General features: G+C 58.9%; 26 protein-coding genes. 10 read left to right on the top strand and 16 right to left on the bottom strand.

Annotated elements, in window-relative coordinates; all coding sequences use genetic code 11:
• Nucleotides 1-56 precede the first annotated feature (56 nt).
• Nucleotides 57-491: a MerR family transcriptional regulator gene (locus tag ACFOOP_RS11380; RefSeq protein WP_379881079.1), complete on the top strand. Its 435-nt coding sequence runs from the start codon at nt 57-59 to the stop codon at nt 489-491.
• A gap of 132 nt (nt 492-623) precedes the next feature.
• On the opposite strand, the gene ACFOOP_RS11375 is transcribed toward ACFOOP_RS11380, so the two are convergent.
• The 4 genes from ACFOOP_RS11375 to ACFOOP_RS11360 all read right to left on the bottom strand — a co-directional run bounded on the left by ACFOOP_RS11375 (nt 624) and on the right by ACFOOP_RS11360 (nt 8,293).
• A complete protein-coding gene (locus tag ACFOOP_RS11375) occupies nt 624-1,919 on the bottom strand; it encodes a hypothetical protein (protein WP_379881077.1) in 1,296 nt (431 codons plus the stop codon).
• A 163-nt stretch (nt 1,920-2,082) separates the two neighbouring features.
• Nucleotides 2,083-5,265, bottom strand: a complete 3,183-nt coding sequence (locus tag ACFOOP_RS11370; protein ID WP_379881076.1) for an efflux RND transporter permease subunit — start codon at nt 5,263-5,265, stop codon at nt 2,083-2,085.
• Nucleotides 5,262-7,127 (bottom strand): efflux RND transporter periplasmic adaptor subunit, encoded by a 1,866-nt coding sequence (locus ACFOOP_RS11365; RefSeq protein ID WP_379881075.1) that lies wholly within the window; start codon nt 7,125-7,127, stop codon nt 5,262-5,264. Before ACFOOP_RS11365 ends, ACFOOP_RS11370 begins: the two co-directional genes overlap by 4 nt.
• Nucleotides 7,124-8,293 (bottom strand): TolC family protein, encoded by a 1,170-nt coding sequence (locus ACFOOP_RS11360; RefSeq protein ID WP_379881074.1) that lies wholly within the window; start codon nt 8,291-8,293, stop codon nt 7,124-7,126. The genes ACFOOP_RS11365 and ACFOOP_RS11360 overlap by 4 nt, the downstream gene beginning before the upstream one ends.
• A 611-nt stretch (nt 8,294-8,904) precedes the next feature.
• Here ACFOOP_RS11360 and cueR point away from each other — a divergent pair.
• The 5 genes from cueR to ACFOOP_RS11335 all read left to right on the top strand — a co-directional run bounded on the left by cueR (nt 8,905) and on the right by ACFOOP_RS11335 (nt 13,115).
• Nucleotides 8,905-9,318 carry a Cu(I)-responsive transcriptional regulator gene (gene cueR / locus ACFOOP_RS11355; protein ID WP_379881073.1) on the top strand — a complete coding sequence of 138 codons (414 nt, stop codon included), beginning with the start codon at nt 8,905-8,907 and terminating at the stop codon, nt 9,316-9,318.
• Nucleotides 9,308-11,674 carry a heavy metal translocating P-type ATPase gene (locus tag ACFOOP_RS11350; protein WP_379881072.1) on the top strand — a complete coding sequence of 789 codons (2,367 nt, stop codon included), beginning with the start codon at nt 9,308-9,310 and terminating at the stop codon, nt 11,672-11,674. Before cueR ends, ACFOOP_RS11350 begins: the two co-directional genes overlap by 11 nt.
• 121 nt (nt 11,675-11,795) lie before the next feature.
• Nucleotides 11,796-12,098: a hypothetical protein gene (locus ACFOOP_RS11345; protein WP_379881071.1), complete on the top strand. Its 303-nt coding sequence runs from the start codon at nt 11,796-11,798 to the stop codon at nt 12,096-12,098.
• Nucleotides 12,095-12,538 carry a Spy/CpxP family protein refolding chaperone gene (locus ACFOOP_RS11340; protein WP_379881070.1) on the top strand — a complete coding sequence of 148 codons (444 nt, stop codon included), beginning with the start codon at nt 12,095-12,097 and terminating at the stop codon, nt 12,536-12,538. Before ACFOOP_RS11345 ends, ACFOOP_RS11340 begins: the two co-directional genes overlap by 4 nt.
• Complete coding sequence (locus ACFOOP_RS11335) at nt 12,504-13,115, top strand: RNA polymerase sigma factor (RefSeq protein WP_379881069.1); 612 nt, start codon at nt 12,504-12,506, stop codon at nt 13,113-13,115. The genes ACFOOP_RS11340 and ACFOOP_RS11335 overlap by 35 nt, the downstream gene beginning before the upstream one ends.
• Nucleotides 13,116-13,140: 25 nt before the next feature.
• Here the strand turns inward: ACFOOP_RS11335 and ACFOOP_RS11330 are convergent, their stop codons facing one another.
• The gene (locus ACFOOP_RS11330) at nt 13,141-13,521 is read right to left on the bottom strand and encodes a hypothetical protein (protein WP_379881067.1); all 381 of its coding nucleotides are present in this window, start codon (nt 13,519-13,521) and stop codon (nt 13,141-13,143) included.
• Between the two features lie 163 nt (nt 13,522-13,684).
• On the opposite strand from ACFOOP_RS11330, the gene ACFOOP_RS11325 reads away from it, so the two are divergent.
• From ACFOOP_RS11325 to ACFOOP_RS11310, 4 genes are all read left to right on the top strand, one after another.
• On the top strand, nt 13,685-15,058 hold the full coding sequence (locus ACFOOP_RS11325; RefSeq protein WP_379881066.1) for a copper resistance CopC/CopD family protein: 1,374 nt from the start codon (nt 13,685-13,687) through the stop codon (nt 15,056-15,058).
• 290 nt (nt 15,059-15,348) lie between these two features.
• Nucleotides 15,349-15,849: a DUF411 domain-containing protein gene (locus tag ACFOOP_RS11320; protein ID WP_379881065.1), complete on the top strand. Its 501-nt coding sequence runs from the start codon at nt 15,349-15,351 to the stop codon at nt 15,847-15,849.
• A 107-nt stretch (nt 15,850-15,956) separates the two neighbouring features.
• Entirely contained in the window at nt 15,957-16,796 is an 840-nt protein-coding gene (locus ACFOOP_RS11315; RefSeq protein ID WP_379881064.1) for a DUF4198 domain-containing protein, read from the top strand.
• Between the two features lie 2 nt (nt 16,797-16,798).
• Nucleotides 16,799-17,539, top strand: a complete 741-nt coding sequence (locus ACFOOP_RS11310; RefSeq protein ID WP_379881063.1) for a PepSY domain-containing protein — start codon at nt 16,799-16,801, stop codon at nt 17,537-17,539.
• A gap of 133 nt (nt 17,540-17,672) precedes the next feature.
• On the opposite strand, the gene ACFOOP_RS11305 is transcribed toward ACFOOP_RS11310, so the two are convergent.
• The 11 genes from ACFOOP_RS11305 to ACFOOP_RS11255 all read right to left on the bottom strand — a co-directional run bounded on the left by ACFOOP_RS11305 (nt 17,673) and on the right by ACFOOP_RS11255 (nt 25,678).
• On the bottom strand, nt 17,673-17,945 hold the full coding sequence (locus ACFOOP_RS11305; protein ID WP_379881062.1) for a DUF5676 family membrane protein: 273 nt from the start codon (nt 17,943-17,945) through the stop codon (nt 17,673-17,675).
• A 266-nt stretch (nt 17,946-18,211) separates the two neighbouring features.
• The gene (locus ACFOOP_RS11300; protein WP_379881061.1) at nt 18,212-18,382 is read right to left on the bottom strand and encodes a hypothetical protein; all 171 of its coding nucleotides are present in this window, start codon (nt 18,380-18,382) and stop codon (nt 18,212-18,214) included.
• Between the two features lie 111 nt (nt 18,383-18,493).
• A complete protein-coding gene (nhaA, locus tag ACFOOP_RS11295; protein WP_379881060.1) occupies nt 18,494-19,693 on the bottom strand; it encodes a Na+/H+ antiporter NhaA in 1,200 nt (399 codons plus the stop codon).
• A gap of 39 nt (nt 19,694-19,732) precedes the next feature.
• Nucleotides 19,733-20,317 carry a ubiquinol-cytochrome c reductase iron-sulfur subunit gene (petA, locus tag ACFOOP_RS11290; protein WP_379881059.1) on the bottom strand — a complete coding sequence of 195 codons (585 nt, stop codon included), beginning with the start codon at nt 20,315-20,317 and terminating at the stop codon, nt 19,733-19,735.
• Complete coding sequence (locus ACFOOP_RS11285) at nt 20,314-20,973, bottom strand: methyltransferase family protein (protein ID WP_379881058.1); 660 nt, start codon at nt 20,971-20,973, stop codon at nt 20,314-20,316. Before ACFOOP_RS11285 ends, petA begins: the two co-directional genes overlap by 4 nt.
• Nucleotides 20,970-21,212: a DUF2933 domain-containing protein gene (locus ACFOOP_RS11280; RefSeq protein ID WP_379881057.1), complete on the bottom strand. Its 243-nt coding sequence runs from the start codon at nt 21,210-21,212 to the stop codon at nt 20,970-20,972. Before ACFOOP_RS11280 ends, ACFOOP_RS11285 begins: the two co-directional genes overlap by 4 nt.
• The gene (locus tag ACFOOP_RS11275; RefSeq protein WP_379881056.1) at nt 21,184-21,354 is read right to left on the bottom strand and encodes a hypothetical protein; all 171 of its coding nucleotides are present in this window, start codon (nt 21,352-21,354) and stop codon (nt 21,184-21,186) included. Before ACFOOP_RS11275 ends, ACFOOP_RS11280 begins: the two co-directional genes overlap by 29 nt.
• Nucleotides 21,335-23,425, bottom strand: a complete 2,091-nt coding sequence (locus tag ACFOOP_RS11270) for a copper-translocating P-type ATPase (RefSeq protein WP_379881055.1) — start codon at nt 23,423-23,425, stop codon at nt 21,335-21,337. The genes ACFOOP_RS11275 and ACFOOP_RS11270 overlap by 20 nt, the downstream gene beginning before the upstream one ends.
• A gap of 37 nt (nt 23,426-23,462) precedes the next feature.
• Nucleotides 23,463-23,678, bottom strand: a complete 216-nt coding sequence (locus tag ACFOOP_RS11265) for a YHS domain-containing protein (RefSeq protein WP_379881558.1) — start codon at nt 23,676-23,678, stop codon at nt 23,463-23,465.
• Between the two features lie 14 nt (nt 23,679-23,692).
• Entirely contained in the window at nt 23,693-24,466 is a 774-nt protein-coding gene (gene fabI / locus ACFOOP_RS11260; RefSeq protein WP_379881054.1) for an enoyl-ACP reductase FabI, read from the bottom strand.
• Between the two features lie 60 nt (nt 24,467-24,526).
• Nucleotides 24,527-25,678 (bottom strand): NAD(P)/FAD-dependent oxidoreductase, encoded by a 1,152-nt coding sequence (locus ACFOOP_RS11255; protein WP_379881053.1) that lies wholly within the window; start codon nt 25,676-25,678, stop codon nt 24,527-24,529.
• Between the last annotated feature and the right edge of the window lie 2 nt (nt 25,679-25,680).

The following is a 25,680-nucleotide window of genomic DNA, read 5'->3' as shown; positions in this document are numbered from 1 at the left end:
GCTTTGCTGCTGACCCTAACCTAATGTCTACAGCAACTGTAGGTTCAAGAGGAAAAATGCCGAAATCCGAAAAAATTCCCGTGACTATAGGCCGGCTGGCGAAAGCCTCGGACGTCAAGGTCACGACGATCCGCTATTATGAGAGTATCGGCCTTATCGATCCGCCGGATCGGTCCGAAGGCGGCCAGCGGATTTATGACGCCAAAGCCGTCGAACGCATGCGCTTTATCCGCCATGCCCGCGATCTCGGCTTTCCGCTGGAGGCGATCCGCGAACTGATCGCCCTCTCCAGAAATGAGAACCGGTCTTGCGCGGACGTTGATGAAATCGCACGCCGTCACGCCGAAGATGTCAGACAACGCATCAAGAGATTGAAATCGCTCGAACGCGAGCTCAATCGGATGATCAAGGAATGCAGCGTCGACAAAATTTCAGACTGCCGCGTGATTGAAATTCTCTCCAATCATACGCTCTGTGCGCATGAGCATTGAAAGTGGGAATCTTCAAGGTCATTTTTCCGAAGAAAGTCGATCTCCATTACGGCGACGTTTTCGTATACTAAGTGAAGATGGCGCCAGACGAACCGTAACAGCCTCAATCACAGACTGGGTTGTCAGCATAGGCTAATACGCGGTCCGACAATCGCACGACGTTGACGCACGCATTTCAAAAGCAGGCGAGAACCCGCCGCCCGGCGTTCGCATATTGGTTGTTTGCCCCTGATAGAGGCGCGCCGCTGTCAGCAAAATCGATCCGTCATAGGTGTAATTTCGGACATCGACTTTCATGGTTTTAACATCATCATCGAGACGTATGTTGCGCTCGCCCGGCGGAACGATTTCCTGAGCGACATAATCGTTTTGAAGGATCTCTTCCCATACGCGACGCGTGATCTTGTCTCCGCGATAAGCGGCCTTGCTGCCATAACCGGCAGCGGGTTTGAAAAACAGTTTTTTTCGATCAGCCCAAAAACTGTCGGCCCGGTCGGGATCAAGCACAACGGTGCGCGGGATCGCACCCGCCAGTAGTTCAATCGAATATTCATCGACGTTCCATTGCCGCAGAAGATCTTCGTCGCACAGAAAAATCAGGTTGCGCTTGTCCGCCAGTAGAGCGTGAACGCGCGGGTTCGGCGTGACGACGACATCGTTGGCAAGATACGCGGATCGGATCGCAGCGGATTGAACTTTCTCGAAGGCGAAGTCCGTCTGGCGATTATAGACAAGATCGACGGAGCGAGTATCGCAAATAAGCGCGCCGTTGCTGTGCTCAAAAGTCTCCGGCGGAGCGATGACAGCGCGCACGCCGCGGCGCTCAAACAGGGTTTTGAACAAAAGAAGTTCGGGGTAGAAAAACTGGCTTTCCGGATCTTCATCCACTATCGCGATTGTTTCGAGCGGCGCGTCGCCGCGCTGACGGCGCCAATCGCTGATGAAACTTTCAAAAATTGCATTCGCAGGATCCATAGCCTGTAAGTCTGATGGCTCTGCATTCGCCGTCATCCCGCAGCACGCGCGATGCGCCTGGGCGAGATAGGCGTTGATTAATGCGCCGCCGGCATTGGTGTTGATTTCAATGAGCTTTGGGCCGTCCGGCCCAAGATGAAAATCGTATCCCATCATAACGCCGCGCGCGCCTGGGTCGAATTGTGCAATGGTCGGCGCATGGGCAGCGACAGCGCGACAGTATTCCGGCGTTTGCGCAATTTTTTCTATCGCCGAAATAACACTGCGCATTTTTTCTGCGTGCTCGCGCCCGATGAAGACCGGCGTATCGGCGATAACAGCGGAATGCGATCCGGTGAAATACTCTCGAAAAATATCGGAGTCGGTCTGCGCCTGTAGGGTCGCATACAGCTTCTCGCGATCGAGCGTCCGACAAAGGCACTGAATGTTGGGGTCTTCAAGCGTAATGTTCATCGCCGGGACAACCTTCAGTTCTGTTCTCGATTTTGCAGGCGCCTTACAAGCGGTGCGATTTGCCCTGATAGATTTCAACGGAGCTATTGTCGCCTACGCATGAAACGCAGCGCTCCCTCATAATAAGCATTCCGCAACCGGCAATAAGCGCGGCGTTAATCGGTCACGCGGTTGTCGGCTGCTCCGCCAGAGGCGGTAGACTGTCTTCGGAATGAGCAAGGCGCATGCGCTTGATTTCACCTAACTTCCATAAATAGAAGACCGCCGGAATGACCATGAGGGTCAAAATGGTCGAACTGACAACGCCGCCGACCATAGGTGCAGCGATCCTGCGCATGACCTCCGAGCCGGTTCCGGCGCCAAGCATAATCGGCAGGAGCCCGGCGATAATCGCCGCCACGGTCATCATGATGGGGCGCAGGCGCAACAGGGCGCCTTCCCGGATCGCGCTTTCAACATCAAAATGATCGACGGCGCGTTTTTCGTTGCGCGCAATATCGACGCGTTCCGCGAAGGCGTTGTTCAGGAATACGAGCATAACGAGGGATATCTCGACGGTCAGGCCGGCAAGCGCAATGAAACCGACGCCGACAGCGATCGACATGTTGTAGCCAAGCGCATAGAGAAACCAGATCCCGCCGGCCAGCGCCAGCGGCAAGGTCAGGAGAATGATCAACACTTCCGCAATGCGCCGGAAGGCGAGGAAGAGCAGGACGACAATGAGCGCCAGGGTGATCGGCACGATCAGCGCCAGGCGCTGTTGCGCGCGCTCCATATATTGGAACTGACCCGACCAGCCCAGCGAGTAGCCGGGCGGCAACGCGAGCTGCTCAGCGACGGTTTGTTTAGCCGCGGCCACATACGTGCCAAGGTCGACGCCTGCGATATCGACATAGATCCAGCCATTAAGGCGCGCGTTCTCGCTGCGGATCATAGCCGGCCCGTCGACAATGCGAATGTCGGCCAAGTCTGCCAGCGGCACATGGGCGCCTGTCGCCGTCACTACCGGCAATTGCTGAAGATGAACGACTGAGTCGCGTATATCGCGTGGAAACCGCAAATTGACCGGGTAGCGTTCGAGCCCCTCGACGGACTCCCCGACATTGGCGCCGCCGATCGCGGACCGGACAATGTCCTGCACTTGCGCAACATTCATGTCATAGCGGGCCGCTTCCTCACGGCGCACGTCAATTTCGACATAACGCCCGCCGACGACACGCTCGGAATAGACAGAGGCGGTGCCTTCAAGCGGCTTCAAAACCCGTTCGATCTCCTCGCCGATCTCTGAGATCACGGCGAGATCCGGCCCCGCGACCTTGATGCCGAGCGGCGTCTTGATGCCGGTCGCGAGCATGTCGATCCGGTTCTTGATCGGCATGATCCAGACATTGGAAACGCCCGGAACCTGCACCGCGGCTTCAAGTTCGTCGCGAATCTTGTCCATGGTCATGCCCGGACGCCATTCGTCATCGGGCTTCAGTTGGATCGTCGTTTCGACCATCGTCAGCGGCGCCGGATCGGTGGCGCTTTCCGCGCGGCCCGCTTTTCCGTGTACGGTTTCAACCTCCGGCACGGTCGCGATCATCTTGTTGGTTTGCTGCAGCAATTCCCGGGACTTGCCGATCGAAACCGCCGGAAATGCGCTCGGCATATAAAGGAAATCGCCTTCATTGAGGTCCGGCATGAACTCGTTGCCGATGCGCAGGAACGGATAGGCCGCCGTCATCATGATCGCCGCGGCGAGCGCGAGCACGGCGCGCGGGCGTTTCAGAATAAGATCGATGACCGGCCGATAGCCGCGCACCAGAATGACGGCGAGCGGGTTTTTATTTTCCGGCCTGATGCGACCGCGCACGAGATATCCCATCAGCACCGGCACCAGCGTAATCGCCAGAATGGCCGACGCGGCCATGGCGTAGGTCTTGGTGAAAGCAAGCGGCTTGAACAGCCGGCCCTCCTGCGCTTCGAGCGCGAACACCGGCATGAAACTCAGTGTAATGATCACGAGCGAGAAGAAGATCGCCGGGCCAACCTCGCTCGCCGCTTCGCGGACGATCCGCCACCGATTTTCGGGCGTCAGCGGTTCCTTTTCGATATGCCGATGAAGCGTCTCGATCATAACAATGGCGCCGTCGACCATGGCGCCGATGGCGATGGCGATCCCGCCGAGGGACATGATGTTGGCGTTGATGCCCTGCAGCTTCATGATGATGATGGCTGAGAGGATGCCGAGCGGAAGCGACAGGATAATAACCAGCGACGAGCGGAAGTGCAGCAAAAACGCCGCGCAGATCAGGACGACGACAATGAATTCTTCCGTGAGTTTCTCATAGAGATTCTCGACGGCGCGTTCGATCAGTTTTGACCGGTCATAGGTCTGAACGATCTCGACGCCTTCGGGCATGCTCTCATGCAATTGCTCGAGCCTCTCCTTGACCGCATCAATGGTCGCAAGCGCATTGTCCCCCCAGCGCATGATGATTACGCCGCCGACAGCTTCGCCCTCGCCATTCAGTTCGCTGATCCCACGGCGCATTTGCGGACCGATGTCGATATCGGCAATGTCTCGTAAAAGAACCGGCGAGCCGTTCGATTGCCGGCCAACCGGGATGCGTTTTAAGTCGTCAATTGAAGACACATAGCCTCGTGCGCGGATCATATATTCCGCTTCCGCAAGTTCGATCACCGAACCGCCGACCTCCTGATTGCCTTCCTGAATAGCCCGTCGCACCTGCGCCAGCGTCAGATTGAAGATGCGCAGTTTGTCCGGATCGAGCGTCACCTGATACTGCCGCACCATGCCGCCAATCGTGGCGACTTCCGAAACGCCTGGGACGCTCTGCAACTCGAACTTCAAGAACCAGTTCTGGATGCTCGTGAGATCGGCGATGTCATGCCGGCCCGTACGGTCGACCAGCGCATATTGATAGATCCAGCCGACGCCCGTTGCATCCGGTCCGAGCTCGGTTTTGGCGCCCTCAGGCAAATCGGCCGCGACCTGGCTTAAATATTCGAGCACTCGCGAGCGCGCCCAGTAAAGGTCCGTCCCGTCCTCGAAAATGATGTAGACATATGAGTCCCCGAAGAAGGAGTAGCCGCGTACCGTCGTCGCCTTCGGCACCGCGAGCATCGCCGTCGTTAAGGGATAGGTGATTTGGTCTTCAACGACCTGCGGCGCCTGCCCCGGATAGTTGGTCTTGATGATCACCTGAACGTCAGACAAATCGGGAATGGCGTCGAGCGGCGTCTGTCGCATCGCGACGACGCCGGCGGCCAGCAGGAAAAACGCCGCCATGATGACGAGAAAGCGGTTCTCAATCGACCATCGGATAATACCGGCAATCATTGGGCGGCCTCCACGGCGTCGATGATGTAGCGGCTGTCGCCGGTCTCACGGATCAGAAAGGCGATGCGCTCCCCCATGGGGACAGAAGCAAGGTCCATTGAATCAGAGACCGGAAAATCCATGGTCATGGCCGGCCATCCGATCTCCGGGATGGCGTCGTGTTGAACGGTGATCTTTTTTTCTTCCGCACTCACGGATTTGACAACGCCAAACGCTTTCACAAGTGGTCGTTCGCTTGAAGCCGAGGCGCCGTGCGCCGAATGATCCATTTGGTCTGTCGCTTCTGAAGGACCAATTTCATCCATAGACGCGTTATGGGCGGAATGATCCATCGCGTCCGCCTGTTCGGCAGACGCACTTTTATCTGGCGGCGCATCATGCTCATGAATGGGCTCGACCACCGCGATCGAAGTGATTTCGTAGCCGCCGGTTTCCTCGTCGAACGCGAGGGTGAATTCGATATCGCCGCCGGGCCCGAGCGCGTCCGCGCCCACTCCTTCTGCGAGCGGCAAGTCCATGGTCATGGCCGGCCAATCTATGGCGGTGATCGGATCGTGCGTCAGATTAATAGTTCGCCCGTCGTCGCTGATGGAGTTGATGACGCCGACGCCCTCCGGATCTCCCTCGCCGTCATGGTCGTGGCGCATTGGCTGCATCCTGAGCGCCGCGCCGGAAAAGCTGGATTCCGAATCGATCAGGAATTGTCCTGAAACGACCACCGTTTCCCCGGGATTGAGCCCGGACAGAATTTCGATCTTGCCGTCCGCTTCAATGCCGCTTGTGACAGCCGCCGGCTGGAATTGACCGCCGTCGAGCGCCAGAATAACGCGCTCCTGCCGACCGGTCCGGATGAGCGCTTCGCGCGGAATGACGGTTGTCTCGGCGCGTTCCGGCCCGGCGACCGAAACCGTCATGAACATGCCGGGCTTGAGATCGCCGTCAGAATTGTCGAGAACCGTGCGTACAGGGATCGTCCGCGTCATCGGGTCAAGGTCAGGGTAAACGTAATCGACGACGCCTTCGATCGTCGTCCCGGGCTCGAATTTCGAATTGCCTAAAACTCGTGCGCCCGTGCGCAATTGATCGGCGTTGGATTCAAAGACATCGCTCATCAGCCAAACCGTTGACAGATCCGCAAGCGCCATGATTTCCGTATCGGGTTTCACATACTGGCCATCCGCTACGTTGAGCGCGGTGACGACGCCGGTGATCGGTGCGTAAAACCGGACATATTGCTGAACCTGCCCATTCTTTTCGAGGTTGGCGATCTGCTGTTCGGAAATATCAAGGGCGCGCAGCCGGTCTTTCCCGGCCTCTATATATTGTTCGCGGCCGCTGCGCAGGGCCTGCAAAAATTCCGCCTGCGCATTGACGAGATCAGGGGAGTAAACTTCGAAGAGAAGCGCGCCTTTTTCAACCGGCTCTCCTTCCGCACGAACACTTAGGCGTTCGATCCATCCGCTGGATCGTAAATGAAAATTTGCGACGCGTTCTTCGTCATATTCGATCCGCCCGACCGTTCGGATGGACGGTCTTAGTGATCCGTACTCGACCTTCGCAGTGCGAACGCCAATATTATTGACGACCGAGGCGTCGATGCTGACTGAACTCGTCTTTCCGCCCGCACCGCTCGCCAGTTCGTCTTCATAAACGGGAATGAGATCCATCCCCATTGGCGATTTGCCCGGCTTGTCGCTCCGGAAATTCGGATCCATGGGCGCTTTATAATAGGCGATCTCGCGGCCGCCCTCTCCGCCGGCAGCGCTTGTATCTTCGTTCGCGCCGCCGAAAATCGCCGCGCCATAGCCAATCGCCGCGCCGATAAGAAGAACAAGCGCTATCGGAAAAATGCGTTTCATCATGGTCGTTCACCTGCGAGGTATAAAAGTTGCGACTGCGCCTTGGCGTGTTCGACGCGCAGGCGCCGCAACTGCAGCTCCGTGTCGAGTTCGGCGAGTTGCGAGCGGACCAGTTCGGCGAAATCGGAAACCTGATTTTGATAACCGTCGAGCGCTGCTTCGGCATTGGCGCTTGCGCGATCGACGACGACCCGTTCGAACAGGTCGACGCGCGCGTCTAGCCGCTCCCAATCCGCATAGGTCCGATCGAGCGCTTTTTTCAGTTCCAAAAGCGTCGCCATGCGGTCGAACCGGGCGGCAGCGCGCTCTTTCTTGGCGGCGGAAAGACGACGATCCTGCCGCTTGCCGGTGAAGATCGGGATATCGAGCACCACCATGGCGGAGGCGAAATCCGCCCGATCACCGCCGCGCGCACCGTAGCCGGCGTCAAGCGACCACCCCGGACGATATTGCTGTTTCGCGATCTCGACGTCGCTTTCCCGGACTTCAATCACCGCATCTTCCACTATCGAGGATGGATGATTGACAAGCCCGTCTTCGATCAGCTGGCGCGCCGGCGGCGCCGGCAGGCCCGGAAACGCATCGTCAATCGCACGGCGCGCATGTTCGGGACCAATGAGGCGCGCCAGATCCGCAAGTCGTGCGTCTATCTGGCGCTCAACTTCGACGGCCCGGTCATCCAGCAGGCTCAATTCCAGTTCCGCGCGCAACAAATCCTGGTTCGATTGCACGCCGACTGCGAACGACGTCTGGATCACCTCGACCAGCTCATTGACGACCTCGCGACTTTCGCGAACCGTTTCCCGGGCACCGAGCCAATAGTAAAGGTCAAGCCAAGCCGTGCGGGTATCAAGCACAATCTGCAATTCCTGCAAGGAGCCCGAAGCGCGCTGTCCGATTGCTTCCGCCTCGCGCCGCTCCCGCGTTTTCGAGAGTGTCTTCCCCCGCGGAAAACTCTGGCGCACGCCGACCTGCACCTGCGTCATCGCTTCCTGTTCGAAATCAAACGTATCAACCGGAAAATTCTGGAGACCAACGCGCAATTGCGGATCAGGCAATTGCGAGTCGGAAACGGCGCGGTCATCCAGTGCGCTAGCGCGTTCCGCAAAGCGCGCGACGGTCGGATCGTTAGCGCCCAGCGCAATCGCCACGGCGCCGTCAATAGTCAAGCCTTGACACGCTGCCCCAGGGGCCGCGCCGGCAAGTAAAACTGCTGCAAGCGCGGCAAGCGACGTTCTGTTCCGCCGACGGGTATTTGCTCCGGTAATCATGCGATCGAACTCAACTCCTGTCCTCACGCCTGACGGCGCTTTTCTGTCCATTCCCGCAGGCAGTAATTTCCATAACGCAGCGTTAAGGATCCCCCGGCTGGCGACCGTGTGAAGTTCAATACGCACCAAACCGCCTGATCCCGCATGACACACACCCGATTTATGTCCGGCACGCAAAACGCGTTCGCAAACAGGCGATTTTTTTTGGAGAGGCCATCGGTTGGGTCGTTTCGTAGCATTCGGCGTCGCCTCAAGCATTGTATGTACGGCGCGATATTCCCCTGGTTCGTCGGCTCCTCCCTGCGCCGAGAAAAAACGCTTGACCTTCCAGTAACTGGAATCTCTAAATTGCCCCCTGGCTCGACGAAATGGCGTTATCAAGCTGGCGGGAGGTCCAAAATGGCGGGTTCGAAAACGACGACGTTAGTGGACGTTTTAGCGCGCAAGGCGGCGGTCATTGCTCGATCGCATCGGGTACTGACAGTTGAAAGGATTTTGAGGCGAACGACATGAATATAGGCGAAGCATCGGCAAGATCGGGCCTCCCGGCGAAAACCATCCGTTATTACGAAGAAGCGAATGTCGCCCCGTCGCCGGCGCGCAGCACATCCGGCTACCGCGACTATGGTGAAAATGACGTTCATCTTCTGCGCTTTATCCACACAGCGCGGCGTCTCGGTTTCTCGCTCGAGGAATGCCGTGAGCTCGTTTCGCTTTACACCGACCCCAACCGGGCGAGCGCTGACGTTAAAGCGATCGCCAAACGGAAGATCGCCGAAATCGACCGCAAGCTGAAAAACCTCAAATCAATGAAACACACGCTGACGACGCTGATCGATGAATGCCATGGCGACGATCGGCCGGACTGCCCCATCCTTAAAGGCCTCGCCATGGAAGAAGAAAGCGAATTCCATGAAAACTGATCAACTTCCCGCAAGCAAAACCGGTCATTGTAAGGATCATACGCGTGCAGCGTCTGATGTTGCTACGGTTAAAGATCCGGTCTGCGGCATGGATGCCGATCCGCACCGCACGGAACACCGCGCCCGCTATAATGGCGCGCCCTATTATTTCTGCAGCGCTCATTGCCGGGATAAATTTGTCGCCGATCCCGAACCCTATCTTTCGGGCGAGCGGCCTCAGCCGGCGCCGGCGGCCCCCGGCGCGCAATATACCTGCCCGATGCATCCGGAGATCGTGCAGGACGGCCCTGGCGACTGCCCGATCTGCGGCATGGGGCTTGAGCCCATGGACGTTACGGCTGTTAAGGGCCCGAGCGTAGAATATCTCGACATGCGCCGGCGTTTCTGGATCGGTCTTGTCTTTGCCATTCCGGTGTTCTTCCTTGAAATGGGCGCGCACGTTTCCGGCGTTGGTTTGCATCGCTTCATCACAATCCAACAATCCAACTGGCTTCAACTTGCGCTGGCGACACCGGTCGTTTTGTGGGCCGGCTGGCCATTTTTCCAGCGCGGCTGGGCGTCTCTCCTGTCGCGCAATCTCAATATGTTTACACTGATCGCGATGGGCGTCGGCGCAGCCTATGTTTACAGCGTCCTCGCGGCGCTGACCCCGCAGATCTTTCCGGAAAGCTTTCGCCACGAAGGCGGCCCCGTCGCCGTCTATTTCGAGGCGGCGGCGGTCATCACCGTGCTGGTCCTTCTTGGCCAGGTGCTGGAATTGAGCGCGCGGGAAAAAACCGGCGCGGCGGTGCGCGCGCTTCTCGACCTTGCGCCAAAAACAGCAAGGCGTATTCGCGACGACGGCGCGGAAGAGGAAGTCGATCTTGACGTCGTCGACGCCGGCGATCGCCTACGGGTGCGGCCGGGCGAAAAAATCCCGGTGGACGGCGAAGTCCTTGAGGGCCGCAGCGCCATTGATGAATCGATGATCACCGGCGAGGCCGTGCCAGTTGAAAAGACGACCGGCGACAAAGTGATCGGCGGTACGCTCAATGGGACCGGCTCCTTCATCATGCGCGCCGATCGCGTCGGCGCGGAAACAATGCTGTCGCAGATTGTCAAAATGGTTGCCGAGGCCCAGCGCAGCCGCGCGCCGATTCAACGTTTGGCAGACGCCGTATCTGGATATTTCGTGCCGGCGGTGATCCTCGTCGCGCTCATCGCCTTTGGCGTTTGGGCCGCTGTTGGGCCTCATCCGTCGTTCGCCTATGCGCTGGTGATCGCCGTTTCCGTACTGATTATCGCCTGCCCTTGCGCGCTCGGCCTCGCAACGCCAATGTCGATCATGGTCGGCGTCGGGCGCGGTGCCCAGGCCGGCGTTCTCATCAAGAACGCTGAAGCATTGGAACGCATGGAAAAAGTCGACACCCTTGTCGTCGATAAAACCGGCACGTTGACGGAAGGAAAGCCGAAATTATCGAAACTTATCGCCGCACCGACTTTTGATGACGATACTTTGTTGCGTCTTGCGGCCAGCCTTGAACGCGGCAGCGAACATCCCCTCGCCGAGGCGATTGTAACTGCTGCGGAGGAACGGGATCTGGCGCTGGACCGCGCTGAAGACTTCGAAGCCGTGACCGGACAAGGCGTCAAAGGCGTCGTCGACGCCCGCGCCGTCGCGCTTGGCAATAAACGGTTCATGGACGCCCTTGGCGTCGAGACCGACATGCTTGATGCGATAGCCGAGGAGCAGCGCAAAGCGGGTGCAACATCGATGTATGTCGCTGTTGATAATAAGCTTGCCGGGGTCGTCGCCGTCGCCGATCCGATCAAACCGACGACGAAGGAAGCGCTCAAGACCCTCAAGCGCCAGGGCGTCAAGATCGTCATGCTTACCGGCGACAACAGGACGACGGCGATGGCGGTCGCGCGCCAGCTTGGCATTGAAGATGTGCGCGCCGAAGTCCTGCCCCAGGACAAGGGCGAAATCGTGCAGAAATTAAGGGATGGCGGGCGCGTGGTCGCCATGGCCGGAGACGGCGTCAACGATGCGCCGGCCCTCGCCTCCGCCGATGTCGGCATCGCCATGGGCGCGGGCTCCGACATCGCCATCGAAAGCGCCGGCGTCACGCTGATCAAGGGCGATCTCAACGGCATTGTCCGCGCCCGCAAACTGAGCCGCTCCGTGATGCGCAATATTCGCGAAAACCTGTTTTTCGCGTTCGTCTACAACTCCGCCGGTGTGCCGGTCGCGGCGGGCGTTCTCTATCCCGTGTTCGGCCTGCTTTTGAGCCCCATTCTCGCAGCTGCAGCAATGGCATTCAGCTCGGTCTCGGTGATCGGAAATTCCCTAAGATTGACCAGGGTCAAATTGTGACCGGCGGATGCGGCTATTTAGGAGGTGAAAGGATGAGGGCGATGGGCTACGGTTTAACGTCAGCGAGGGGCGGCGCGAAAAGGCGCGTATATCCCTTTAGACCAATCGGAGAAGTCGCTTTATGCCGAAATTGGATGCGTTGTTGCGTAAATACAGGGAGCGTACGGCGTGCGATCCCGTAGAACCAGTGGAACTCAAGGTCCTGGCCCGGTTGCGAGACAGGGAGGCAGCTTCGGTCGGAGCAATCGCCGCCAGACCGGCGTTCCGCCCTGTCGCAATGGCCGGCGGTTTTTTCATGGGCCTCGTCGCGGTCGGGTTCGCGCCGCTTGCGACAACCGCCACCGCCTCGGTGCCGGAATTGGCGGTGTTCGCGCCCGACGCGCCGAATCTTCCCTCCACATGGCTCGGCCAGACAAAAAAATGAATTTGAAATTCGGCCCGTTATTGCTGACGCTCGCCTTGGTGGCTGCGGCCGCCGCCGGCGGCGCGTGGGTCGGCGCGAGGCTTCTCCAGCCGCAAGATTACACCCACGAAGATTTTCACGACAGATTATTTGCAGAACTACACCTGACGGACGCGCAGCACGAGCTGATGGAAGTGCTCGAACACAGTCACGCTGAAGAAAACGGCGTACTCGAATCCCGCCTCGCCGACGCCAATCGCCATCTTGCAATCCTTATGGAAAGCGAATCCGCCTATAGTGACGACATCGATCGCGCCATCGAAGACTTCCACACGGCGATGCTCGAATACCAAAAAACGTCCGTTCGCCACCTTTATGAGATGAGAGATATTCTGAACCCGGAGCAACAAGAGATTTTTGACCGTCATGTCGCTGAGACCCTTAGAGAATACGCGAATTGACTTTGCCGAAAAGTCCGACGCGGACCTGATGGCCGAAGTCGCCGATGGCGATCATGCCTCGTTTACGGAGTTAATGGCGCGTTACAAGACGCCGTTGTTTCGATTTATTCTTCGATATGTGGGTGCCAGAAGCGAAGCAGAAGATTTGTTGCAGGACGTTTTCATAAGCGTCTTTTCCAAAGCGGCCTCTTATGATCCAGCATGGAAACCGACCACCTGGATTTACCGCATCGCGCTCAACAAATGCCGCGATTACGGTCGCAAGCAGCGGCTGCGCAAATTCGTATCCATTACTCGTCCCGATAACGAAGACGAGCCGGGCTCCTACACGCCTGAGCCCGTCGATCTCGGCCCCAATGTCGAGGACATCGTCGCCCGGCGCCAGGAAATAAGCCGTCTTTCGGCGGCGATCGACGCACTGCCGCACAAAATGCGCAGCGCGCTTGTCCTGCACACGATTGAAGGGCGCTCTCAAATCGAATGTTCGGAGATCCTTGGCGTATCGCGCAAGAGTGTTGAAATGCTCGTCTATCGCGCGCGCAAGACACTGCGCGACAAGCTCGGCTACCAACCCTGATCGTCAAGCAAGCAGCAACATCGGTCTAGATGAATCGGCGGAACATCGTATCGTTTTCGTCCGCAGCACGCTCAACAATATCGTGTTTTTTTACGTCGCCGCTGATAACCCGTACTCTGGCGAAATGCATGTCGACCAGTTCAATGACTTCAGCAGTCCCGACATCCTCGCGAATAAAGTCGGCGCCTTCTGATCCGGGATCGAGATAGCGATAGATGATGAAGATCCGGCCCGGCGCCGCGCCATCGGCGCGCCAAATACAGATGATCGTTTCCGTCGGTGCGGCGCGGACCACCTGGCCGCGCATCAATACGCCGTGAACGAACCCGCCGCCCGAGGAGCCGGATGCGTAGGCGCTCAGCAATGCACCGGCGATAAGCAGCGCTGCGATCATCGAACGCCTCACAACCATTCCTTTCAAATAGAGATTTGACGCCGGAAGCCTAGCGGGCGCCGGTTCGAGCCGACAGCCAGACTTTGGTCTAATGGGTTGACCCCTATGAAGACTGAGGGAGAAAAGGGCCCGGCGCGTATGCTATCGAACAGCCGCAAAGCAGCGGGAGGGGTTGATGATGGCGTTTTGGCGAATTTTGTTTCTTTTATTGGCGTTCTCCGCGACGCCGGCCACCGCGCATCTGTCGCTGACCGATTCAGATCCTGCAAACGGCGCTGAGCTTGTTTCAACGCCCGACGCCGTGGTTCTTTATTTTTCAAGGCCGGCGCGCCTCACGGCCGCCAGCATCGCGAAAACGGATGCCGACGCCGCCCCTCTTCCCCTTGCGCCCGCCGACAATGCGCCGACCACGGAAATGCGCTTGGAATTGCCGGCGCTCGCCGATGGGACCTACCGCATAGTCTGGAGCGCGATCGCAGAGGATACCCATCTGGCCTCCGGTGAAATCGTCTTCAACCTGACATTGCCGGTCGTTGACGAAACACCTGACGAGGCGGTTGCATCCATCGAGCCTCAACCGGGCGGCGCGGCGCCGGTTGCAGATGTCGGGCAAGCCCCGGATTCAACCCGCCAGAGACTTGCTCCAACCGAAATCACGCCGCCGAAACCCTCTTCTCGCGCAAAAACGCCCCCGGATCTGCTGGCGGTCGCAGCGCGCGCCCTTGGTTTCGCCGCCGTTCTGCAGGCAGTGGGCGCTGCGATTTTTTTGAGCGTCTTCGGCGCCAAGCTCGCCAGCGCTCAGCCCGCCATCCGCCGGCTCACCGCGATCGCAGCCGTTTTTGGCGTTTTGTTGACGGGACTGGTTTATCTCCTTGAGCCGGCGCGCATGGCGGGCGACTTTGCCGGGGCATTCGATCCGGCGATGCATTCATTGCTTGCGGAAACCAGCGCCGCAAAAGCGCGGGCCTTCCGAATCTTCGCGCTCATACTGGTGTTTTGGGGCGCTATCTCCGCGCCGCCAAGCGGGCGCACCCGCATGCTCCTCGGCGCCGCCTTCGCAGTCGCTTCCTTCGGGCTCATCGGCCATATCTCAAGCTCGGAACCGGGGTGGCTCCTTTTCATCGTTCTGGCGGCGCATCTTTCGATTGCAGCCTTCTGGTTCGGCGCGCTGATCCCCCTGCTGACGGTCCTCGCTGATGAGTCCAGAAGCGTCGCCGCCGCGATCGTCGACGGTTTTTCGCAAATCGCTCTGTGGCTTGTACCAGTTGTCTTTGTCGCCGGCGCCGTCATGGCGTTCTTTCTCATCGGCTCATTGAATGACTTGCTGACGACTGGTTATGGACGCCTCATCCTTACAAAAACAACTTTGTTCGCAATATTGATGGGGCTCGCCGGCTTGAACAAATTTCGGTTCGGCCCGGCCCTGTCGCGCGGCGAAGACCGAGGTCTCGCCGGACTTAAGACCGCCATCAGAATCGAATTCTGGCTCATCCTCGCGGTGCTGACGGCGACGGCGTTCCTGACTACGCTGTTCTCCCCGGAGGTCTGAGCTTACGCCTTTATTTTCAAAAGACCCGTCGCGTTTTGTGAGGGAAAGCAGCCGCCGATCCGTATCCTCAAGCGATAGGCGCTGATGTTCAGCGCCGGCGTCAAGGAAAGGGATTGGTATACCTGCGCACCGTCCTTTCTGAACCGCCCGAAAAGGGATCGCTATTCGCTAGGCATGATGACCCTCTCATCTTCTTCGAGCACGATCCCGAGCCCGCCGTCGCATATCTCTCCCCCAAATGTGCGCGGCGGGCTATACTTGCATCAGCCGCAACGGAAGGAGAGCCCGGAATGAAACGTATTGATCGACCCTTGCCGACGCCCCAATCAAGAAGAACGATCCTGTTCGCCGGCGCGGGCGTCCTCGCCGCGTCCGCCGCATCAGTCGTTCCGGCATGGGCTGCGCCGGCGTCGGACAAAAAGATCACGGTCTACAAAACGCCAACCTGCGGCTGCTGTTCGGCTTGGGTCGAGCATTTAACGGCCGCGGGCTTTGACGCGCAGATTATTGACAGGCCCGACCTCACGCCGATGCGGGCCCGCTTCGGCGCGCCGGAGGATTTGCGCTCCTGCCATTTTGCGATCATCAGGCGCTATATCGTCGAAGGCCATGTCCCGGCGGCGTCGATCAACAAACTTCTGTCGGATGCGCCCGACGCCGTCGGCATTTTCGTACCCGGCATGCCGCTGGGCTCGCCCGGCATGGAAGGCCCCTACGGCAGTCAGCCTTATGATGTCATCCTATTACGGGAAAACGGCGACCGAGAGGTGTTTGACCGATACGAAGCGTAAGGACAGAGTTTCGACAGATGCTTCGCCGCAACGACTTCAGACTATGTCGAAGATCCGGCGCTGAGACATCACTCCAATCGCGATCAACAACAAGAAAAAGGGGTATCATGATGCTCAGTACTCACACCACATTCCAACGACGAACCCGCGCCGGAACGCTGGCGAAAAGCGCATTCGCCGCATTTTTTTCCTTCGTCGCGGCGCCGGCGACGGCTCATCAGACATTTCTTCTACCGGGCGAATTTGCGTGGGACAGCGGCGAGGCGGTGACCGTCGATCTCACCAGCGCCTTGTCGTTTCCGGATCTTGAACATGGTCCGTCTCAGGATCGAATCGCCTATTCGCAAGCGACTGTCGGCGGCGAACCGGTCAGCGCGCTCAGTTTCAACGAAGGCGAGACGGCGCTGCAGATCGGCTTCGGCTCAAGCGGAACAGGCTTCGCGATCGTCGCCGCAAGTTCAAAACCACGCGCCGGGCAAATACTGCCCGAAGATGTTGATGTGTATCTCGACGAAATTGAGGCGGCCCCTTCAGTGCGCGCCGCGTTCGACGCCCTGCCCGGTTCGCCGCCGCTCGATCGAAGTTACAGCAAACATGCAAAGACGTTCTTTTGCATTAAGACCTGCGACAACGCTGATGGGGCGACGACGCCAGCAGGCCAGAAACTGGAATTCGTCGCTTCCGGATCTCACGCCAGGACATTCGTCCTGCTTCTTGACGGCGAGCCCCTTGCCGGCAAAGCCGTGACAATTGTTCCGGTTGAGGGCGAGACAGAGAAAACCGTCAGCGGCGAAAATGGCACGGTGACGATAAGCCCGTCGCTCTCAGGCGTCGCCATGCTGTCCGCAGTCTGGATCACGCTGCCGGAAAACGCGGACGGCGTTTTTCACAGCGACTATGCGACGCTGACCATCGACCTTGATCAGCGGCCGTCAGGTTCCGAATAGTCATGACGTTCATGAAATGGGCGGTACGCGTCCACAAATGGATTGCGCTCATTGTCGGCCTCCAGATCGTGCTCTGGATCGCCGGTGGCGTCGTGATGAGTGTGATCCCGATCGAGATCGTCCGCGGCGAACACAAAATCGCCGAACGTCAGGTCGGAGCCTTCGATCCCGGTGAGGTTATTTCCGTTAATGAGGCGGCCGCTCGTCTGGGCGCCGATCGCGTTACATCCGCGGCCCTTGGCGAATTCCTTGGCGCACCGGTCTGGCGCATCGCGGCAGAGAACGGGGCGATGCATCTTGTCAACGCGAAGACCGGCGCGATCCTTTCGCCCCTAGGCGCCGATCTCGCACGCGACGCCGCCGAAAGCGGTCTCGCTATTGAAGGCGCCGTCCAGCGGATCGAGCAGCTCGAAACGCCGCCTTCCGAATACGCCCGGTCCGGACCTGTCTGGCGCGTTGAATTCGACGATCGCGACAATACGACGATCTATGTGGACCCCGGGACCGGCGAGGTGACAGCGCGGCGATCAAAGACCTGGCGCTTTTATGATTTCTTCTGGAAGCTCCACATCATGGACTATGACGACGGCGCCGATTTCAATCATCCGCTCCTGATCACCGCCGCCGGCGCTGCAATTTTTGTAGCACTCTCCGGTCTAATTCTTCTGATCATCAAGGTTCGGCGAAGTCTCCTGGTCTGGTTGAATCATCGCAAGAGCATCAAGACCATCGTCGCCAACTGACAGCCGAAGCGAAGACGGTATTACCGTCGCATTGAGATGAGCGGCGCGCCGCCGCGTCAGCGCGCAGAACAGATCGCCAGTAAAGCGATCGTCCGCTCGATCAACGCCTGAGGCTCGCGCGGCTCGCTTGTTTTCAGGCCCTGACCGCAAACATATTGTAAAGCGGGCCGAAGATCAGGGCCACATACCATCCGTAGATGAATGTTTCGACAAGCCCCAGAAAGAATGCGCCCCCGCTGATCCAGACAAATCCCGGCAACAGCCCGTGCCACGCCTCATGCATCGCGTATTGCGGAAACAAAAGGTCGAAGCCCACGCAAAGCGCGAATGTGATCGCGAAAAAAAGACTCAAACTGAGGCCAAATCCGAATATTGAGATTCGATGTCTTGTCCGATCGTTCGCCATGAGGGTCTCCCTTCTTTTTCATCGCCGGCCTTATTGGCCACCCTGTCAAACGCCGACTCGCTGTCATTGCTCACAAAACACAAAGCGGTTTCATCGATCGGCTTTCAATTTCAGATCGCGTCCGCCTCTATTTCTGTCCCGTCGGCGATGCGTAAAACCGCATCTATGGGGCTAACGGCGATGACGCCGTCATCCTCAACGCCGGCGGCGCCTGTTTCAAGGATGGCGTCGACAATCTCTTCAATACGCGATTCCGGCGCATAGATCTAAATGCGCGCATGGGTCGACATCATGTCCCGCTGAAAAAAATTCTTATAGGCGCCATAGCCTTTGGTTTCGGAAACACTTAATCCGGGTACGGCGATTTCCGCGAGCCGTTGCTCGACTTTATCGAGCACCAGAATGTTGAGCGTCGCCGTTATAAGTTTAAAGCCCATGGGGCAACCTCGCCTGTCGCGATATAGGGGCAATTCCGTCAGTCATCTTCTGGCGATTATACGGCTCAACGGCCGCTATCCCTCGCATGGGTTTTTTGACCTGCCCGCGGTTCAGCCGTCTTCCCTTGTTCCCTTTTGACCGCACACGGCGCGAGGTTTGGGCCACACGCGCAGCACGATGACCGCGCACAGTGTCGCGAGGGCCGAAGCGATCAGAACCGCCAGGCGCGCGACGTCAAGCAGTGCGCCCGCTTCAAAGGCGAGGGCTGCGAAGAACAGGCTCATCGTAAAGCCGGCGCCGGCGATGACGGCCGCCAGATAAACGCCGCGCCAGTCCAGCGGTGCCGGCAATTTGGCGAGGCGCAGCTTCACTGCGAGCCAGATCGCCCCCAAAACACCTAGCTGCTTGCCGAGAAGAAGGCCGAGAATGATCCCGAGCGCCAGCGGCATGCTTTCGCGTGAAACGCCATTCGCCGTCAGCGCGAGTCCGGCGTTGAAAAACGCAAATAGCGGCACGACGAAAAAAAGAACGAACGGCGTGATGTCATGATCAAGGCGCGCCAGGGGCGAGGCGCGCGCGTCGTCACCGCCGGACGGGATCAAAAACCCCGCGGCAACGCCAGCAAGCGTCGCATGAAGACCGGCGGCAAGCAGCACAGCCCAAAGCACCAACGTTAAAAATATATAAGGGCTAAGCCGCTTGAGGCCGCCGCGGCTTAGGCTGAACATCAGAGCGACGATCAAAATGGCCGCGATTAACATTTCAAGATTGACGCTGCCGCTGTGAAAAAAAACGATGATGAGAATGGCGCCGAGATCGTCGAAGACCGCAACGCCAGCGAGCAGCGCTTTGGCGCCCGCCGGCGCTGCGCTTCCCATGAGCGCCAGGATTCCCATGGCGAGCACAATGTCCGTGGAGATCGGAATCGCCCAACCGCTTCGCATCGCCGCAAACTCATAAGTTGCGATGAGGAATATCGCCGCCGGCGCAACCATGCCGCCGATAGCGCCGATCGCCGGCAACAGCCGCGCCCGGCGATCCGACAACAGCCCGTGCAACAATTCTACCTTGGTCTCGGCTGCGACTTTCAGAAAAAAGAGCGCTAGAAGCCCCTCATTGACCCAGAGATAAAAGGGCCGGTCGTAACTGATTTCACCGATATGAAACCCGACCCGCGTGTGATGAAGCAGATAATAAATCCCGTTCGCCGGCGAATTCGCCATCGCAAGCGCCAACAAAATCGCAACAACCATCAGGATCGCGCTGATCTTGTGGCCGCGCGCATTATCATTTTGCGTCAGGAGCTGCATTGCGCCCCGCGCCGGTTGATCGGCGCAACAAAGATCATCTCACCCGATCCTCAGTCGCGCAGCGTCAAGGAACGCATAGTCCGGCACTTCGAGATTGAGAGGCGCCGGCCCGCGACGGATGCGACCGGACGTATCATAGTGCGATCCGTGGCAGGGGCAGAACCAGCCGTTCCAGCCGCCGCGGTCGCTTTGCGGCGCCTGGCCCAATGGCACGCAGCCGAGATGCGTGCAAATGCCGATGACGACCAGCCATTCAGGATCGACGACGCGCTCGGCGTCCGCTTGCGGGTCTTTCAGGTTCGCGCGATCATCGGCGCGGGCGATCTCGATTTCCTGCGCCGTCCGGCGCGATATGAACACCGGCTTGCCGCGCCATTTGACGGTAATGCGCTGGCCCGGCTCAATCGGCGCCAGGTCCACCTCGACGCTCGACATGGCGCGGACGTCCGCTGACGGATTAAAACTGTCGACCAGCGGCCATAGTGAGGCGCCGGCGCCGACCGCGGCGACGGAGGCGCCCATAATATGGATAAAATCGCGACGTGGAACGGCGGTCTCGTCGCCCTCATGCGCCGGCGCCGGACCATCGGACGCGCGATCGCCATTGCCGCGGTCCTCGCTCACGCCGCCTTTCTCTCAATATTGAGCTTTGGGAAAAAGCGCGGCGTTCGCTCAGCATATCGACGGTATTCTTCCCCGAACGAGGCTTCGGCCTCCCGTTCCTCGCGCAGCGACAAACGCCAATACATGAACAAGAGGACGGGGAACATGGCGAGGGTCAAAAGCGTCGGCCACTGAAAGAGAAAGCCGACCATGATGAGAATAAACGCCACATATTGCGGATGGCGCATGCGCGCATAAGGGCCGGCCGTCGCGAGCGTTCCGGCGCGCTGCGCGCGGTAGAGCACCGGCCAGGACGCAGACAGCAGCCAGAACCCGCCGATGATCAGCACCATGCTGATGAGATGAAACGGCCCGAAATGCGGATTGGCGCGCCAGCCGAAAATCATTTCGAGCAAATGGCCGGAATCATGGGCCAACCAGTCGACTTCCGGGAAATTCGTTTCGAGCCAGCCGGAAAGAAAGAAAATCGTCAGCGGAAAGCCGTACATTTCGGTGAAGAGCGCGACAATGAACGCGCTGTAAGCGCCGAAGGACCGCCAGTCGCGGGCATTCAAGGGTTTTGCGAAACTGAAGGCGAACAGAATAAAGATCGCCGAGTTGAAAATCACCAGCAGCCAGAGGCCGTAGCTGGCGTGATGCGCTTCGTCTCCGGTCATTTCTCGTCCCCCTTGCCGCCGCCGTGACCGCCATGTCCTCCGCCCCCATGGCCCCCATGCATGAACAGATGCACAGCAATGCAACCGCCGAGCAGAACGAAGAGCAACGCATTTCCATTCAAAAGGTGCGCCCGATGTTCGTAAGCCAGCAAGATCGCGATAGCAGCGATGAAAACGCCAAATGTTATCCAGACCCTTGACGGCTTAGCTTTATGATCGTGGTGATAATCTTCGGACATCGCCCGCGTCTCCTCTTCTTTTTTCCTGATCTTTTGCCGCGATCCGCGCCAGAACGAACCGGACGGGGACGCCGGCTTCGCCGAGCAGCACTGCGACGCGTGCAAATTTCTTCATATCCAATTTATCCTGCGTGATCTTCATAGAGCGATCCCTCAGCGACGTCTTTGCGTTCCTTGAGGCGCAACAACTGGGCGTTGATCGCGCAGATAATCGTGCTCGACGACATGAAGACGGCGCCGATGGCGGGGCTGAGGATGATGCCAAGCGGAAAAAACGCGCCTGCGGCGGCGGGTATCGCGATAGTGTTGTACCCCGTCGCCCAGAAGAGGTTTTGAATCATCTTGCCGTAGGTTGCGCGGGCGAGACCGAGAATGGCAGCGACGTCAAGCGGATTGCTCTTGACCAGGATGATGTCCGCCGTTTCGATCGCGACGTCGGTGCCGGCGCCGATGGCGATGCCGACATTCGCCTGCGCCAGGGCCGGCGCGTCATTAACGCCGTCGCCGGTCATCGCGACGACGAGGCCGCGGGCCTGCACCTCTTTTACTTTTGCAGCTTTTTCATCCGGCAGGACTTCGGCGATCACTTCATCGAGACCGATTTCCTCGCCCACCCATTTGGCGACTTCCTTATTGTCGCCGGTGAGCATGATGCATTGAACGCCCATGCGGCGAAGCTGTGCGATCGCCTGTTTCGATTCCGGCCGGATAATGTCTGCAAGCGCAATCGCGCCGGCAAGCACGTTATCGATCAGGACGAAGATGACCGTTTTGCCCTGACGGCTCAGCTCCTCGATGCGCGGATCGTCCGCGGAAAATCCGTTGCTGCGGATATAACCGGGACTGACCGCTTTTACGTCCTTTCCCTTCACGACGCCTTCCGCGCCCTTGCCGGGGATCGCCCGGAAATTCTCAACGTCCCATTTTTCCTTCGCGTCCTTGACGATGCCCTTTGCGATGGGATGTTCCGAATGAGCCTCGATCGAGGCCGCATAGGCTACGACTTCATGCGGGGTATAGCTGTCGGAAAAGACCAGCGTGTCGGTAATGCCGAACGCGCCTTGCGTCAACGTGCCCGTCTTGTCGAAGATGATGGCGTCGATATTGCGCGCTTCTTCGAAGGCGGTGCGGTCTCTAATGAGAAGCCCGTTGGTGGCAGCGATCGCCGTCGAGCGCGCGACAACGAGCGGCACGGCGAGGCCAAGCGCATGCGGACAGGCGATGACCATCACCGTTACGGCGCGCTCCATGGCGAAGGCGAAGCCCTGCCCGGTCAGCGCCGTCCAGCCGAAGGCGGTGAAAAAACCGCCGAAGAGCGCGATATAAGTCAGCCATTTTGCCGCAGTGTTCGCAAGGTCTTGGGTTTTCGACTTGCTGGCCTGCGCCTCTTCGACAAGCCGGATGACGCTTGACAGAAAGGTTTCATCGCCGGTCTTTGCCACCGCGACGGTAATCGAGCCCTCGCCGTTGATCGATCCGCCGATCACTTGCGCGCCCTCAATTTTTGCAACCGGTTTCGACTCGCCTGTCAGCATCGATTCGTTAACGGAGGTTTCTCCTTTCACGATCACTCCGTCCGCCGGTACTTTTTCGCCCGGCTTGATCAGCAAATTATCGCCATTTTTGAGCTGTGAAACGGGAACATCGGTGACAGAACCGTCTTCATTCACGAGATGGGCCGTATCCGGCATCAGGCGCGCCAACTTTTCGAGCGCCTTTCCCGCGCCCATGACCGATTTCATCTCGATCCAGTGACCGAACAGCATGATCGCAATTAGGGTCGCGAGCTCCCAGAAGAATGTTTCCTGAGCGCCGGTGACGGTCACGGCCATCGAGTAGATATACGCCGCCGAGATTGCGACCCCAATGAGGGTCATCATGCCGATATTGCGCGCCGAGACTTCCGTCCACAGACCTTTCAGGAACGGCCAGCCGCCATAGAAATAGACAATGCTTGACAGGAGCGCGAGCACGTAACTGTCGCCCGGGAACGCCAATATTTCTTCAAGGCCCAAAAAGCCCTGGATCATCGGCGCGAGCGCCAAGATCGGAATCGTCAGGACAAGCGTCACCCAAAACCGCTTGCGATAATCGGCGACCATGGCCTCGTGATCATGGCCGCCGGCGCTCGCGCCATGACCGCCCTGATGGCCGTGATGCTCATGGCCGGAGTGTTTTTTGTGAGCGTGATGAGCGTGTGTCGTATGGTCCATAAAAGAGACCCCCTTGGTCTTTATTGTGAAAAATAAACTATGGCTGGCCGGCCTTGCTCCGAGCGCGCGACCGGCGCGTTTTATGTGCAATAATGGTCGGCTTACTGGCGAACTTTGCAGGCTGACGAATAAATTTTTGGCGGCATTCAATCGAACAGAAGAAATACGCCCAGCCCTCATGCTCCTCCTGGGCCGCAGCGTCGGCGACGTCGAAGGTTGTCCTGCAGACAGGGTCCTCCACGCTCGTTTTCATGTCGCTTGCACTCATCAATGGAACACCATCCCTTCGATGTGATAACCAGCGTCCACATGCATGGTTTCGCCGGTAATGCCGCTCGCATAGTCGCTCGCCAGAAAGAGCGCCGCGCGGCCGACTTCGTCGGCGTCGATCGTGCGGCGCAACGGCGCCTTGGCGCTCGTCTCGTCCAACAGCTCGTCGAAATGCTCGATCCCGGACGCCGCGCGCGTCGCAACGGCGCCCGCCGATAGTGCATTGACGCGGATCGATTTGGGCCCGAGCTCATGGGCGAGATAGCGTACAGAGCTTTCAAGCGCGGCTTTCACCGGGCCCATCACGTTATAATGATCCACGACCCGTTCCGCGCCGAAAAAACTCAATGTCGTCAGGCTGCCCCCGTCCCGCATCAAGGGCTCGGCGAGATGGGCCATCCGGATAAAGGAATGGCAGGAGACAAGCATCGATTCCGCGAAACCTTCCGCCGAGCAGTCCGTCAGCCGTCCGTGGAGGTCTTCCTTCCGCGCCCAGGCGATCGAGTGAAAACAGAAATCAAGGCGGTCCCATTGCCTAGCGATTTTTTCAAACACCGCTTCGAGGGAGCCCTCTTCATTAACATTACAGGGTTCAAAAATCTCCGCGCCAAGATCCCGAGCCAGCGGCTCGACGAACGGCCTCGCCTTGTCGTTGAGATAGGTCATTGCGAGATCGGCGCCCGCATTGCGCAGACGTTTCGCCGCCGCCCAGGCGAGACTGCTCTGATTGGCGACGCCGACCACAAGACCTGTCTTGCCGGTGAGATTCATGTTTTCCGAGCACAATTGCTTTGATCCTTCCAGTTAGTACGAACGCCCCCGCTCTTCCCCTCAAAGCTGCAAATCGGGCAGTCGATCGCGCTTTTCGGTCATGCGGCACCACGGGCAGTCGCAATCCACATGGCGGCAGCCGGGATGATTAAGCCGGTCGCCAAATCCGGCCGCCGCGATGGGGAAAAGCGCGCGATGAACGAGCGAGCCGCGATAAAGCCGCCGTAAACCGCGCCGTCCGACGCGCTCGGACAATCGGGCAAGCGCCCAGGCGCGCCCCTTATCCCCGACGACTTGAAAGACCAGGCGGTTGACCACGCCGGCGCCATGAATGGATCCGAGGCGGCGGCGCAATAGTTTCTCGTAGGATGCGCCGCCTAAAAAGCTCTGCGCCGCAAGCGCGCCGGATGTGATAGCGTAACGAAGCCCGAAACCGGCGAGACCGTCCTGCAACCCGGCGCGTTCGCCAACCAGCCGGCGCCCCTTTCGCTCGACCCGCGTGATGCGTGAGAGCATGCCGTAGCCGCCGAACGGCTTCGGATCGCACATCACCAGGCCCGAATGTTGTTGGAAAAACGCTTTCGCCGCTTCAAGACATTCGCGATGCCGTTTGAAATCGCGAAACATGCAGACCGCCAGCGTGCCGCGGCCATCCGCAATAAGAAGATAGGCGTAGCCCCACGGCGCCAGCCTGTCGTCGAAACAGACATGCTGGGCGTCATCCATCTTTGTACGGAACGTATAGCCGGAAGCGATAACGTCGGCCCGCCGGGGACCGGTCGCGATCACCGCGTTTTTTGGCGCGCGCTTGACTTCGTCGCCAAACCTGATTTCGGCGCCTGCCGCGCGCGCTTCTTTAAGCAGCGCTTCGTCTAGCGTGCCGCCGCCCGGCCCGCGGCGCAGAAGATAATAAAGCGGCTTGTCGTCCGAAACCGGGAAGCGCCGGCCCATAAAATCATAAGCCTCGCCGCGATAGACCGGATGCAGCGGCGCCTCTACAGGTACGCCGAGATCTCTGAATTCATCGAGGACATCGCGTTCCGCGCTCCAGTTTTCCAGACCCTGAAAGTCGCCATGGAAACGCGCGCCGACATTGCGGCGGCGCTCGCGCACAATGACGCGGCGGCCGCCACGCGCCAGAACTATGGCGCTTGCGAGCCCCGAAGGCCCGGCGCCGATCACCGTTATGGGCGCATCGATTCCCGCCGCCATCG

The sequence above is a fragment of the Hyphococcus aureus genome, from assembly GCF_042643165.1.
Classification (GTDB): Bacteria; Pseudomonadota; Alphaproteobacteria; order Caulobacterales; family Parvularculaceae; genus Hyphococcus; species Hyphococcus aureus.
Note: the sequence above shows the minus strand (reverse complement) of the source record. Positions and strands in the feature narration are given on the sequence as shown.

Coding starts and splice junctions, on each gene's coding strand:
- ACFOOP_RS11380 (WP_379881079.1), top strand. CDS start 57: ATGCCGAAATCCGAAAAAATTCCCGTGACTATAGGCCGGCTGGCGAAA.
- ACFOOP_RS11375 (WP_379881077.1), bottom strand. CDS start 1,919: ATGAACATTACGCTTGAAGACCCCAACATTCAGTGCCTTTGTCGGACG.
- ACFOOP_RS11370 (WP_379881076.1), bottom strand. CDS start 5,265: ATGATTGCCGGTATTATCCGATGGTCGATTGAGAACCGCTTTCTCGTC.
- ACFOOP_RS11365 (WP_379881075.1), bottom strand. CDS start 7,127: ATGATGAAACGCATTTTTCCGATAGCGCTTGTTCTTCTTATCGGCGCG.
- cueR (WP_379881073.1), top strand. CDS start 8,905: ATGAATATAGGCGAAGCATCGGCAAGATCGGGCCTCCCGGCGAAAACC.
- ACFOOP_RS11350 (WP_379881072.1), top strand. CDS start 9,308: ATGAAAACTGATCAACTTCCCGCAAGCAAAACCGGTCATTGTAAGGAT.
- ACFOOP_RS11345 (WP_379881071.1), top strand. CDS start 11,796: ATGCCGAAATTGGATGCGTTGTTGCGTAAATACAGGGAGCGTACGGCG.
- ACFOOP_RS11340 (WP_379881070.1), top strand. CDS start 12,095: ATGAATTTGAAATTCGGCCCGTTATTGCTGACGCTCGCCTTGGTGGCT.
- ACFOOP_RS11335 (WP_379881069.1), top strand. CDS start 12,504: ATGTCGCTGAGACCCTTAGAGAATACGCGAATTGACTTTGCCGAAAAG.
- ACFOOP_RS11325 (WP_379881066.1), top strand. CDS start 13,685: ATGATGGCGTTTTGGCGAATTTTGTTTCTTTTATTGGCGTTCTCCGCG.
- ACFOOP_RS11320 (WP_379881065.1), top strand. CDS start 15,349: ATGAAACGTATTGATCGACCCTTGCCGACGCCCCAATCAAGAAGAACG.
- ACFOOP_RS11315 (WP_379881064.1), top strand. CDS start 15,957: ATGATGCTCAGTACTCACACCACATTCCAACGACGAACCCGCGCCGGA.
- ACFOOP_RS11310 (WP_379881063.1), top strand. CDS start 16,799: ATGACGTTCATGAAATGGGCGGTACGCGTCCACAAATGGATTGCGCTC.
- ACFOOP_RS11305 (WP_379881062.1), bottom strand. CDS start 17,945: ATGGCGAACGATCGGACAAGACATCGAATCTCAATATTCGGATTTGGC.
- ACFOOP_RS11300 (WP_379881061.1), bottom strand. CDS start 18,382: ATGGGCTTTAAACTTATAACGGCGACGCTCAACATTCTGGTGCTCGAT.
- nhaA (WP_379881060.1), bottom strand. CDS start 19,693: ATGCAGCTCCTGACGCAAAATGATAATGCGCGCGGCCACAAGATCAGC.
- ACFOOP_RS11285 (WP_379881058.1), bottom strand. CDS start 20,973: ATGACCGGAGACGAAGCGCATCACGCCAGCTACGGCCTCTGGCTGCTG.
- ACFOOP_RS11280 (WP_379881057.1), bottom strand. CDS start 21,212: ATGTCCGAAGATTATCACCACGATCATAAAGCTAAGCCGTCAAGGGTC.
- ACFOOP_RS11275 (WP_379881056.1), bottom strand. CDS start 21,354: ATGAAGATCACGCAGGATAAATTGGATATGAAGAAATTTGCACGCGTC.
- ACFOOP_RS11270 (WP_379881055.1), bottom strand. CDS start 23,425: ATGGACCATACGACACACGCTCATCACGCTCACAAAAAACACTCCGGC.
- ACFOOP_RS11265 (WP_379881558.1), bottom strand. CDS start 23,678: ATGAAAACGAGCGTGGAGGACCCTGTCTGCAGGACAACCTTCGACGTC.
- fabI (WP_379881054.1), bottom strand. CDS start 24,466: ATGAATCTCACCGGCAAGACAGGTCTTGTGGTCGGCGTCGCCAATCAG.
- ACFOOP_RS11255 (WP_379881053.1), bottom strand. CDS start 25,678: ATGGCGGCGGGAATCGATGCGCCCATAACGGTGATCGGCGCCGGGCCT.